Here is a 13,585-nt window from a genome sequence, read left to right on the forward strand (position 1 = left end):
CATTTACAAAGAATGGCAATTCCATTCAATAATACAGTTTCTTATTTGCAGCTAGTCTGAAAGGCTAAAAATTTTAAGCAAAAAAGAAAGCGCTTTATTTTTTAAAATAACGGAAGGGAAAACATGAAACAGAGACATTTTGATAGAAAACAGCGATATGGAATTCGGAAATTTGCAGTTGGAGCAGCTTCAGTAGTGATTGGAGCGGTTGTTTTTGGTGCTGCCCCTGCTTTGGCTCAAGAGGTACCATCAGCGAATGGTGAAACAGCGGGGCAATCTTTGCCAGAATTGCCTAAGGAAGTAGAGACAGGAAGTCTAGCTAATTTAGATAAGGAGCTTGCAGGCCAAGTAACCACAGTAAATAATAGTGGAACAGAAGTGAGCCGTGAAGAGTTGCAAGCAAACCCAGGGTCTGAAAAACCAACAGGAACAGAAGCATCAAACGAAACTCCAGCTACAGAGAGTGAAGACGAGGAAGTTGGAAATATTCCCCGTGACTTTTATGCCAGAGAGTTGGAAAATGCCAATACTGTTATAGAGAAGGAAGATGTTGAAACCAATCCTTCAAACGGTCAAAGAGTTGACATGAAGGAGGAGCTAGACAAGCTTAAAAAACTTCAAAATGCGACCATCCATATGGAGTTCAAACCAGATGCATCTGCTCCACGTTTTTACAACCTCTTCTCAGTCTCTAGTGATACCAAAGTAAATGAGTATTTCACTATGGCCATCCTTGATAACACAGCTATCGTTGAAGGTCGTGATGCAAATGGAAACCAATTCTATGGTGATTATAAAACTGCTCCTTTGAAGATTAAGCCAGGTGAGTGGAACTCTGTAACCTTTACAGTTGAAAGACCAAATGCAGACCAACCAAAAGGTCAAGTTCGTGTCTATGTGAATGGTGTCTTGTCGCGTACAAGTCCTCAGTCTGGTCGTTTCATCCAAGACATGCCAGATGTTAATCATGTACAAATCGGTACAACAAAACGTACAGGCAAAAACTTCTGGGGTGCTAATCTTAAAGTCCGTAATCTAACGGTTTATGATCGTACTCTTACTCCAGAAGAAGTTAAAAAACGTAGCCAACTTTTTGAAAGAGGAGAGTTGGAGAAGAAACTTCCTGAAGGAGCAGAAGTTACTGATAAACTGGATGTTTTTGAAGGTGGTGAGAACCGCAAGCCAAATAAAGATGGTATCGCAAGCTACCGTATTCCAGCCTTGCTGAAAACGGATAAAGGAACCTTGATTGCTGGTGCAGATGAGAGACGCTTGCATCACTCTGACTGGGGCGATATCGGTATGGTTGTTCGTCGTAGTGATGATAAGGGTAAAACATGGGGAGATAGAATTGTCATCTCAAATCCTCGTGATAATGAGAATGCCAGAAGAGCTCATGCGGGATCACCAGTCAATATTGACATGGCCCTAGTCCAAGATCCGAAAACTAAGCGAATCTTCTCTATTTTTGATATGTTCGTAGAAGGTGAAGCTGTCAGAGATTTACCAGGAAAAGCACCACAAGCCTATGAGCAAATTGGAGATAAGGTTTATCAGGTTCTATACAAAAAAGGTGAAGCAGGACGATATACAATCCGTGAAAATGGTGAAGTCTTTGATCCCGAAAATAGAAAGACAGAATATCGAGTTGTAGTTGATCCTAAGCAACCAGCCTATAGTGATAAGGGTGATTTGTATAAAGGTGAAGAACTGATTGGTAATGTCTACTTCGATTATAGCGACAAGAATATCTTTAGAGTTTCAAACACCAACTATCTCTGGATGTCTTATAGCGATGACGATGGAAAAACTTGGTCTGCACCTAAAGATATTACATACGGCATTCGTAAGGACTGGATGCACTTCTTAGGTACTGGACCTGGTACAGGTATTGCCTTACATTCAGGACCTCATAAAGGGCGTCTTGTTATCCCTGCCTACACTACAAATAACGTATCCTACCTAAGTGGTTCTCAGTCTTCACGCGTCATTTACTCAGATGACCATGGTGAAACTTGGCACGCTGGTGAAGCTGTCAATGATAACCGCCCAGTAGGCAACCAAACAATTCACTCTTCAACTATGAATAATCCAGGTGCTCAAAATACGGAGTCAACAGTTGTTCAGTTGAATAATGGGGATCTCAAACTCTTCATGCGTGGATTGACAGGTGATCTTCAAGTAGTGACAAGTAAAGATGGCGGAGCAACTTGGGAAAAAGATGTAAAACGCTATTCAGATGTCAAAGACGTCTACGTTCAAATGTCTGCCATTCATACGGTGCACGATGGTAAGGAATATATCATCCTCAGTAATGCAGGTGGGCCAGGACGTTACAATGGTCTGGTGCACTTAGCGCGTGTGGAAGCTAATGGAGATCTAACCTGGCTCAAGCACAATCCAATTCAAAGTGGCAAATTTGCCTATAACTCATTGCAAGATCTTGGAAATGGTGAATTTGGCTTACTTTATGAGCATGCAAGTGCCACTCAAAATGAATACACCTTATCTTATAAGAAATTCAACTGGGATTTCTTAAGCAAGGATAGAATTGCTCCAACAAAAGCAACTGTGAAAAATGCTGTGGAGATGAGCAAAAATGTCATTGCTTTAGAATTTGATTCTGAAGTATTGGTGAATCGGCCACCAGTTCTTAAACTGGAAAATGGTAATTTTGCAACATTCTTGACGCAATACGATACAAAAACATTGCTTTTCGCAGTTAACAAGGAAGATATTGGTCAAGAAATTACAGAAATCATTGATGGTGCAATTGAGAGCATGCATAATTTGCCTGTAAGTCTTGAAGGTGCAGGAGTCCCTGGTGGTAAAAATGGAGCAAAAGCAGAAATTCATGAAGTCCCAGAATTTACAGGTGCAGTCAATGGTGAAGGTACAGTTCATGAGGATCCAGCCTTTGATGGTGGCGTCAACGGTGAGGAAGCAGCCGTTCATGACGTGCCAGCCTTTGAAGGTGGTGTGAACGGCGAAGAAGCAGCTAAGGCAGAGAGTTCAGAGTTCGAAGGCGGTGTGAATGGTGCTGAAGCAGCAGTCAATGAAGTCTCAGACTTCGAGGGTGGTGTGAACAGCGAGGAAGCAGCCGTTCATGAAATTCCAGAAATAGAGGTTGAAGAAAATCCACCAGGAACTATTCACGAAGTTCCGGAATTTGAAGGTGGAGTCAATGGTGCCGAAGCAGCCGTTCATGATGTGCCAGCTTTTGAAGGTGGTGTGAACGGCGAAGAAGCCGCGGTCCATGAAGTTCCAGAATATATTCCAGTGGAAACTTCAAAAGGGGAAGCTGCGGTTCATGAAATTTCAGACTTCGAAGGCGGTGTGAATACAGTAGAAGCAGCTAAGTCAGACACTTCAGACTTCGAAGGCGGTGTCAATGGTGAGGAAGGAGCTAAGGCAGAAAGTCCAGAGTTCGAAGGCGGTGTGAATGCAGTAGAAGCAGCCAAGTCAGACACTTCAGAGTTCGAAGGCGGAGTCAATGCAGTAGAAGCAGCCAAGTCAGACGCTTCAGACTTCGAAGGCGGTGTCAATGGTGAGGAAGGAGCTAAGGCAGAGAGTCCAGAGTTCGAAGGCGGTGTGAATGCAGTAGAATCCGCTAAGTCAGACACTTCAACCTTTGAAGGTGGTGTCAATGGCGAAGAAGGAGCTAAGGCAGAGAGTTCAGAGTTCGAAGGCGGTGTGAATGGAGTAGAGTCCGCTAAGTCAGACACTTCAACCTTTGAAGGTGGTGTCAATGGCGAAGAAGGAGCTAAGGCAGAGAGTTCAGAGTTCGAAGGCGGTGTGAATGGAGTAGAGTCCGCTAAGTCAGACACTTCAACCTTTGAAGGTGGTGTCAATGGCGAAGAAGGAGCTAAGGCAGAGAGTCCAGAGTTCGAAGGCGGTGTGAATGCGGTAGAATCCGCTAAGCTAGAGGTGCCAGAATATACAGGCGGTGTGAATGCAGTAGAATCCGCTAAGTTAGAAGCTCCAGAATACACAGGTGGTGTCAATGCAGTGGAATCCGCTAAGTTAGATTCTCCAGAATACACAGGTGGTGTCAATGCAGTGGAATCCGCTAAGTTAGAGGTGCCAGAATATACAAGTGGTGTAAATGGAGTAGAATCTGCTAAGTTAGAAGTTCCAGAATACACAGGTGGTGTCAATGGAGTAGAATCTGCTAAGTTAGAAGTTCCAGAATACACAGGTGGTGTCAATGGAGTAGAGGCTGCTAAGTTAGAAGTTCCAGAGTACACAGGTGGCGTCAATGGAGTAGAGGCTGCTAAGTTAGAAGTTCCAGAATACACAGGTGGCGTCAATGGAGTAGAATCTGCTAAGTTAGAGGTGCCAGAATATACAGGTGGTGTCAATGCGGTAGAATCTGCTAAGTTAGAAGCACCAGAGTATACAGGTGGTGTAAATGGAGTAGAGGCCGCTAAGTTAGAAGTTCCAGAATACACAGGCGGTGTCAATGGGCTAGAATCTGCGAGTAGAGAAGTTCCAGCCTATGTAGGTGGTGTAAACAGTGCTGAAGCTGGTGTCCATGAGGTCTCAGAGTACAAGGGAGAACAGTCAATTGTGGTTCAGGCCATGGCAGAAGATAAAACTTATCAAGCCCCTGCTGCTCGTCATCAACTTCTTCCTGAAACAGGAAGTGAAGCTGTTGCTCCTCTTGCCTCTCTAGGACTTGTAGGAATACTCCTCGGCATGTTTGCCCTAGGTAAGAAAAAAGAAGATCAATGAAATAGTTAAAATCAACGAAATTCATAGAGAAATTTGATCTTATATTAGAAAGGGTCGTGACTAGAACTAGTTACGGCCTTTTTGATCTAGATAAATCAGGAGTCAAATAGTTAATACTCTTCGAAAATCAAATTCAAACCACGTCAGCTTCGCCTTACCGTATATGTGTTACTGACTTCGTCAGTTCTATCCACAACCTCAAAACTGTGTTTTGAGCAGCTTGCGGCTAGCTTCCTAGTTTGCTCTTTGATTTTCATTGAGTATAAGTTTGAGATAAAGTTCATTAAAAAAACGATTCAACCGAATGAAGCAATTTTCTGTTAGAAAAATCCAAAGCATCCGAAAGTAGTTTCGAATGTCTGAACTTATGTTTCAAAAACTGAAAGTATAATCTGTTCTATCTCAATCTCTCTTAAAAGGGGAGGATTTATTATATAATGAGAATAAGATAAAATTTGAAAGGAGTAGGAGACTCTAGTTAACGATGGGTCGTTAAGTGAGAGAAAATTTGAAAGAGCGAGTGTAACCATTCGTGAAAAAGTAATTTTTGTCATTTAGTCAGATGGCTAAAAATTTTAAGCGAAAAAGAAAGCGCTTTATTTTTAAAAATGAAAGGAAGAAAGATGAAGCATAATCAGTTGGATAGAAAACAACGATACGGAATTCGCAAATTTACAGTAGGAGCCGCTTCAGTCGTTATTGGAGCAGTTGTTTTTGGTGCATCGCCAGTATTGGCACAAGAATCAACGGTCACTAGTAAAGAGACCACCGAGCTTAGTGTCGAAAAGGAACAGCCTGAAAAAGCAGAGATCGTTGAAAAGAATGTTACGGAATCTAATGGGGTAGATACAGTCACACATGCATCTACAGAAGCACATACTGGAACAGAGACAACTGCAACAGAGACAACTGCAACAGCAACTAGAGAAACCGAAAAAGATCCAGCTGCACTTCCACGTGATTACTATGCTAGAGAGTTGGAAAATGTCAATACTGTTCTTGAAAAGGAAGATGTAGAGACTAATGCTGCAAATAGCAATAGAATTGATCTGACAGAGCAATTGGACAAACTGAAACAGCTTCAAAATGCGACCATTCATATGGAGTTCAAACCAGATGCTTCTGCGCCAGCATTTTACAACCTTTTCTCAGTATCAAGTGATAAGGTAAGAAATGAATACTTTACAATGGCTGTGTATAACAACGTTGCCTTGATTGAGGGCCGCGATCAAAACGGCGATCAATTTTATGATAGATATACAGATGCACCCTTGACAGTCAAACCAGGTCAGTGGAACTCAGTAACCTTTACAGTTGAAAGACCAAGTGCAGATTCTCCAGATGGGCAGGTTCGTCTCTATGTAAACGGAGTTTTGTCACGAACAAGTAAGAAATCAGGACGCTTTATCAAAGATATGCCTGATGTGAATCATATGCAAATTGGTACCACAAATCGTGCAGGAAGTATGGTTTGGGGGGCAGGTTTACAAGTTCGTAATCTAACTGTTTACGATCGTGCCTTTAGTCCAGAAGAAGTTCAAAATCGTAGCTACCTCTTTGAAAGATCCGAATTAGAGAAAAAGCTTCCAGAAGGAGCTGAGATAACAGATAAAAAGGATGTTTTTGAAGCTGGTAAAAATGGGCAGTCAAATCCAGATGGTATTAATAGCTATCGTATTCCAGCCCTCCTTAAGACTGACAAGGGAACTTTGATTGCTGGAGCTGATGAACGTCGTTTGCACCACTATGACTGGGGCGATATCGGTATGGTTGTCAAACGAAGTGAAGATCAGGGTCAAACATGGGGCGATCGTATCACCCTTACGAATCTACGCGACAATCCAAAAGCTACTGATCCATCTGTTGGTTCACCAGTAAATATCGATATGGTTTTAGCCCAAGATACTGAAACCAAGCGCATCTTTTCAGTCTATGATATGTTCCCAGAAGGAAAAGGTATCTTTGGGATGTCAGCTGAAAAAGAGGAAGCTTATAAAGAAATTAATGGGAAAACCTACCAAATTCTCTATCGTGAAGGAGAAAATGGAGCCTATACCATTCGTGAAAATGGTGTTGTCTACACGCCAGATGGTCAGGCAACGGATTACCGTGTTGTTGTAAATCCAGTCAAGCCGGCTTATAGCGATAAGGGTGATCTTTATCAGGGTGATCAACTGCTAGGAAATATCTATTTTACAAGCAATAAAACTTCTCCATTTAGAATTGCTAAAGACAGCTACCTATGGATGTCTTACAGTGATGATGACGGTAAGACTTGGTCTGCACCACAAGATATTACCCCAATGGTCAAAGCTGATTGGATGAAATTCTTAGGTGTGGGACCTGGAGTGGGCATTACCCTCCAGAATGGACCTCATAAAGGTCGTATCGTCGTTCCTGTTTATACGACGAATAGAACAAACCACCTCAATGGATCTCAATCATCTCGTATCATCTACTCAGATGACCATGGTAAGACTTGGCATATGGGTGGCGGTGTCAATGATAACCGTACACTTTATGATGGTACAGTAGTTGATTCAAGCAACATGAATAATTACTATGCTCAAAATACGGAGGCTTCAGTTGTTCAGCTGAACAATGGTCAGTTGAAACTCTTTATGCGTGGTTTGACTGGTGATTTGCAGGTTGCGACAAGTAATGATGGTGGCATTACATGGGACAACTATGTAGCACGCTATGATGTACCAGATGTCTATGTTCAAATGGCAGCGACTCATACGGTTCAAGATGGTAAGGAGTATATCCTTCTAGCAAATGCCAATGGCCCAGGTCGTAAGAATGGTTACATTCGAGTAGCTCGCGTAGAAGAAGATGGCGAGTTGACTTGGCTGCATCATCATTTGATTCAAGAAGGGGAGTATGCCTATAACTCACTTCAACAGATCGGACCAAAAGAATTTGGTCTCTTGTACGAACATCATGAAGCTGGTGGCAATCCTTATACTCTATCCTTCAAGAAATTCAACTGGGATTTCTTAATGAAGGAAAGAATTTCTCCTAAAGAAGCCAAAGTTAAAAATGTTATTGAAAAATGGCCGGGAATTCTTGCAGTAGAGTTTGATTCAGAAGTTTTGGTTAACAAAATTCCAACACTTCAATTGGCAAATGGTAAAAAAGTAAACTTCATGACCCAGTATGATACTAAGACTTTGCTATTTACAATAGACAAGTCAGATCGTGGTCAAGAAATAACTGGACTTGCTTCTGGAGCGATCGAGAGTATGCACAATCTTCCAGTGAGTCTTGAAGGAGCAGGTATTCCTGGAGCTACCAACGGTAGTGAAGCAGCTGTTCACGAAGTTCCAGAATTCACAGGTGGTGTGAATGGTGTAGAAGCTGCGACTGCTGAAAATCCAGAATTTACAGGTGGAGTCAATGGTAGTGAAGCAGCTGTGCATGAAGTACCAGAATTCGAAGGTGGTGTGAATGGCGAAGAGGCTGCTGTAACGGAGCTCCCAGAGTATACTGAACCTATTGGTACAGTAGGCGAAGAAGCAGCACCGATAGCAGAACTTCCAGAATTCACAGGTGGAGTCAATGGTAGTGAAGCAGCTGTGCATGAAGTACCAGAATTCGAAGGTGGTGTGAATGGCGAAGAGGCTGCTGTAACGGAGCTTCCAGAGTATACTGAAGCTATTGGTACAGTAGGCGAAGAAGCAGCACCGATAGCAGAACTTCCAGAATTCACAGGCGGAGTTAATGGTAGCGAAGCTGCTGTTAACGAAGTACCAGAATTTGTAGGTGGAGTCAATGGTGAGGAAGCTGCAGTAGCCGAAGTACCAGAATTTGCAGGTGGAGTCAATGGTAGTGAAGCAGCTGTGCATGAATTACCAGAATTCACAGGTGGAGTCAATGGTAGTGAAGCAGCGGTTCATGAACAACCAGAATTTACAGGTGGTGTGAATGCAGTAGAAGCAGCAAAAGCAGAATCTCCAGAATTTGTAGGTGGAGTCAATGCTGCAGAAGCTGCAGACCAGGAAGTCTCAGAGTTCACAGGTCAGCAGTCTATTGTATCTCAGACTATGGCACAAGATAAGACTTATCAAGCACCTGCAGTTGGTCAAAATATTCTTCCTAAGACAGGAAATGAAGATGCCTCTGCCCTTGCATCAGTAGGACTTGTGGGGTTGCTCCTTGGTATGTTTGCTTTTGGGAAGAGAAAAGAAGCTTAGTCAAATCGTTAAAATTGAAGGTTTCCTTAGTAAAACTAAATCTTATACTCAATGAAAATCAAAGAGCAAACTAGGAAGATAGCCGCAGGCTGTACTTGAGTACGGCAAGGGGACGCTGACGTGGTTTGAATTTGATTTTCGAAGAGTATTAGTTAGAAAGGGTCGTAACGGAAATTTGTTACGGCCTTTTTCTTTAAAAAAGGGCTGGTTTTAAGATTTAAGAGGTGTTGGGATAGATGTTAGGCCCCTGAAACTACTTTCAGAAGAAACTGTTGCATAAAATTGTTTTGAAACTCCAATCTATTCTAGCACAAGTTATTGAAAGCGCTTTAATAATAAGCTATAATAGTCACATAAACACAAAGGAAAAGAAAAGGAGGAAAGTAGATGCCACAAATTAGTAAAGAAGCCTTGATTGAACAAATCAAAGATGGAATCATCGTTTCTTGTCAGGCACTTCCTCATGAACCGCTCTATACAGAAGCGGGAGGAGTTATCCCCTTGTTGGTGAAAGCAGCTGAACAAGGTGGCGCAGTCGGTATCCGAGCAAACAGTGTTCGAGATATTAAGGAGATTAAAGAGGTCACTAAACTTCCGATTATCGGAATTATTAAACGTGATTATCCACCGCAAGAACCATTCATTACTGCTACAATGAAGGAAGTGGATGAACTAGCAGCTCTTGACATCGAAGTCATTGCTCTTGACTGTACCAAACGTGAACGTCATGATGGCTTGGAGATCCAAGAATTTATCCGTCAGATCAAAGAAAAATATCCAAATCAACTCTTGATGGCTGATACAAGTACCTTTGAGGAAGGCCTAACAGCAGTTGAAGCAGGAATTGACTTTGTCGGAACAACCTTATCAGGTTACACTTCTTACAGTCCAAAAGTGGATGGCCCAGACTTTGAACTCATCAAGAAACTCTGTGATGCAGGGGTGGACGTCATCGCTGAAGGAAAAATTCACACACCAGAACAAGCTAAGCAAATCCTAGGTTACGGAGTGCGAGGTATCGTAGTTGGTGGCGCTATTACTAGACCAAAAGAGATTACGGAACGATTTGTTGCGGGTCTTAAATAACACAATATAAAAAACGAGGAGAGTGGTTGATTAGTAGGAAAAAATGAAAACGTATACAAAGTCGACATTGCTCATTATCCAATATGGATACGCTTATCAATTAGGAGAATACAAATGAAATTTAGAAAACTAGCTTGTACAGTACTTGCGGGTGCTGCGGTTCTATCACTTGCTGCTTGTGGCAAATCAGACGCTAACAAAGATGCTGCCAAATCAGGCGATGCAGCAGCAACAACAGAAATTACTTGGTGGGCATTCCCGGTATTTACTCAAGAAAAATCTGGTGACGGTGTTGGAACTTATGAAAAATCTATCATCGAAGCTTTCGAAAAAGCAAATCCAGATATCAAAGTTAAATTAGAAACAATCGACTTCAAATCTGGACCAGAAAAAATCACAACAGCTATCGAAGCTGGTACAGCTCCAGATGTACTTTTCGATGCACCAGGTCGTATCATCAATTACGGTAAAAATGGTAAATTGGCTGAGTTGAATGACCTCTTTACAGATGAATTTGTGAAAGATGTTAACAACGAAAACATCGTACAAGCAAGTAAAGCTGGTGACAAAGCATACATGTATCCAATCAGTTCTGCACCATTCTACATGGCTATGAACAAGAAAATGTTGGAAGATGCTGGTGTAGCTAACCTTGTTAAAGAAGGTTGGACAACTGATGATTTTGAAAAAGTCTTGAAAGCACTTAAAGATAAAGGATACACTCCAGGTTCATTGTTCAGTTCTGGTCAAGGGGGAGACCAAGGAACACGTGCCTTCATCTCTAACCTTTACGGCGGTTCTGTAACTGATAAAGAAGTAACTAAATACACAACTGACGATCCTAAATTCGTTAAAGGTCTTGAAAAAGCAGCTAGCTGGATCAAAGATGGTTTGTTGAACAACGGTTCACAATTTGACGGTGGAGCAGACATCCAAAACTTTGCAAACGGTCAAACATCATACACAATCCTTTGGGCACCAGCTCAAAACGGTATCCAAGCTAAACTCTTGGAAGCAAGTAAAGTTGAAGTGGTAGAAGTTCCATTCCCATCTGATTCAGGCAAACCAGCTCTTGAGTACCTTGTAAACGGATTTGCAGTATTTAACAACAAAGATGAAAAGAAAGTTGCTGCTGCTAAGAAATTCATCCAATTCATCGCTGATGATAAAGAATGGGGTCCTAAAGACGTAGTTCGTACAGGTGCCTTCCCAGTTCGTACTTCATTTGGAAAACTTTACGACGACAAACGTATGGAAACAATCAGTGGTTGGACTCAATACTACTCTCCATACTACAACACAATCGACGGATTTGCTGAAATGAGAACTCTATGGTTCCCAATGTTGCAAGCTGTATCAAATGGTGACGAACAACCTGCTGCAGCATTGAAAGCATTCACTGAAAAAGCGAATGAAACAATCAAAAAAGCAGCTAAATAATAAGCCCTAAATAAAAACTGAGTTCCCCCCTTTTCCCTGAGCATATCTGTGTATGAAAAGGGGGACTTTTGTTTGAAATAGAAGCAACTGACAGGTCAAAATTAAAATGAAGTTTTTACATTGACGAATCTTAGAAAAATTTCATTTTGATTTTAGATCAGGGTCAGATAACAGTCAAAAAAACAAAACTATGTGAAAGTGAGGTGCCAACTGTGAAAATCAATAAAATTCGCATGCGGGAAACTATTATTTCCTACGCATTCCTAGCACCAGTATTAATCTTCTTTACCGTCTTCGTTTTAGCTCCAATGATCATGGGCTTCATCACAAGTTTCTTCAACTATTCGATGACTAGCTTTGAGTTTGTGGGCTTGGACAACTACATTCGTATGTTTAAAGACCCTGTGTTTACAAAATCTTTGATTAATACCGTAATCTTGGTTATCGGGTCTGTACCAGTCGTTGTACTCTTCTCGCTCTTTGTAGCATCACAAACTTACCAACAAAATGCCATCGCTAGATCTTTCTACCGTTTCGTCTTCTTCCTTCCTGTAGTAACAGGTAGTGTTGCCGTAACAGTAGTATGGAAATGGATCTACGATCCACTATCAGGTATTTTGAACTTCGTGCTTAAGTCAAGCCATATCATCAGCCAAAACATTTCTTGGTTGGGAGATAAAAACTGGGCTTTGATGGCGATTATGATTATCCTTTTGACAACATCAGTTGGTCAACCAATCATTCTCTACATCGCTGCAATGGGTAATATTGATAACTCACTTGTAGAAGCAGCTCGTGTTGACGGTGCGACTGAGTTCCAAGTATTCTGGAAGATTAAATGGCCAAGCCTTCTTCCAACAACACTTTATATCGCAATCATTACAACCATCAACTCATTCCAATGTTTCGCCTTGATTCAGTTGTTGACATCTGGTGGTCCAAACTACTCAACAAGTACACTTATGTACTACCTCTACGAAAAAGCCTTCCAATTGACTGAATATGGCTATGCCAATACAATTGGTGTATTCTTGGCAGTTATGATTGCCCTTGTCAGCTTCGCTCAATTCAAGATCCTCGGAAACGATGTAGAATACTAAGGAAAGGAGACAGCTATGCAACCTACACAACAAAAGAAACCATTAACAGCCTTTACTGTTATTTCAACAATCATTTTGCTCTTGTTGACTGTACTGTTTATCTTCCCATTCTACTGGATCTTGACAGGTGCATTCAAATCACAACCAGATACCATTATGATTCCACCACAATGGTTCCCTAAAGCTCCAACAATGGAGAACTTCCAACAATTGATGGTGCAAAACCCAGCCTTGCAATGGATGTGGAACTCAGTGTTCATTTCTTTAGTAACAATGTTCTTGGTTTGTGCAACCTCTTCACTAGCAGGTTATGTATTGGCTAAGAAACGTTTCTATGGTCAACGCATTCTCTTTGCAATTTTTATCGCTGCCATGGCTCTTCCAAAACAAGTTGTCCTTGTGCCATTGGTACGTATCGTCAACTTCATGGGAATCCATGATACTCTTTGGGCAGTTATCTTGCCTTTGATTGGATGGCCATTCGGGGTCTTCCTCATGAAACAGTTCAGTGAAAACATTCCTACAGAATTGCTCGAATCTGCTAAAATCGATGGATGTGGTGAGATTCGTACTTTCTGGAGCGTAGCCTTCCCTATTGTAAAACCAGGATTTGCAGCTCTTGCAATCTTCACTTTCATCAATACTTGGAATGACTACTTCATGCAATTGGTAATGTTGACTTCACGTCAAAACTTGACCATCTCGCTCGGGGTTGCGACTATGCAGGCCGAGATGGCAACTAACTATGGTTTGATCATGGCAGGGGCTGCCCTTGCAGCTGTGCCAATCGTAACAGTCTTCCTGGTCTTCCAAAAATCCTTTACTCAAGGGATTACTATGGGAGCTGTCAAAGGATAGTCCTCTGCGAAAATTGAATATAGTAGAATCTGTTTATCAGTATGCAGCAGTATAGTTGATAGACTAAGAGAATACAGGATATATAAGTGTCTACAAAATGGAGAGGAGTTGCTTACTTCATGAAGTTTTGTTAGACACTTATAAACTTACTGGCTAGACATCGTATGTCTG

At 41.7% G+C, this 13,585-nt stretch carries 6 protein-coding genes; all 6 read left to right on the top strand.

Features of this window, described 5'->3' with window-relative positions; genetic code table 11:
* Positions 1-123 precede the first annotated feature (123 nt).
* The 6 genes from QM469_RS03530 to QM469_RS03555 all read left to right on the top strand — a co-directional run bounded on the left by QM469_RS03530 (position 124) and on the right by QM469_RS03555 (position 13,414).
* Positions 124-4,734 carry an SIALI-17 repeat-containing surface protein gene (locus QM469_RS03530; protein ID WP_414276614.1) on the top strand — a complete coding sequence of 1,537 codons (4,611 nt, stop codon included), beginning with the start codon at positions 124-126 and terminating at the stop codon, positions 4,732-4,734.
* Between the two features lie 623 nt (positions 4,735-5,357).
* Positions 5,358-8,930, top strand: coding sequence for an SIALI-17 repeat-containing surface protein (locus QM469_RS03535; protein WP_414286093.1), 3,573 nt, complete (start codon positions 5,358-5,360; stop codon positions 8,928-8,930).
* A 387-nt stretch (positions 8,931-9,317) separates the two neighbouring features.
* Positions 9,318-10,016, top strand: coding sequence for an N-acetylmannosamine-6-phosphate 2-epimerase (locus QM469_RS03540; RefSeq protein WP_001135642.1), 699 nt, complete (start codon positions 9,318-9,320; stop codon positions 10,014-10,016).
* A gap of 114 nt (positions 10,017-10,130) precedes the next feature.
* Positions 10,131-11,456 carry an ABC transporter substrate-binding protein gene (locus QM469_RS03545; RefSeq protein WP_153225117.1) on the top strand — a complete coding sequence of 442 codons (1,326 nt, stop codon included), beginning with the start codon at positions 10,131-10,133 and terminating at the stop codon, positions 11,454-11,456.
* 233 nt (positions 11,457-11,689) lie between these two features.
* Positions 11,690-12,556 (top strand): carbohydrate ABC transporter permease, encoded by an 867-nt coding sequence (locus QM469_RS03550; protein WP_075227343.1) that lies wholly within the window; start codon positions 11,690-11,692, stop codon positions 12,554-12,556.
* Positions 12,557-12,571: 15 nt separating this feature from the next.
* Positions 12,572-13,414, top strand: a complete 843-nt coding sequence (locus tag QM469_RS03555; protein ID WP_001183246.1) for a carbohydrate ABC transporter permease — start codon at positions 12,572-12,574, stop codon at positions 13,412-13,414.
* Positions 13,415-13,585: the final 171 nt, after the last annotated feature.

The organism is Streptococcus infantis (assembly GCF_047464215.1).
Classification (GTDB): Bacteria; Bacillota; Bacilli; order Lactobacillales; family Streptococcaceae; genus Streptococcus; species Streptococcus infantis_P.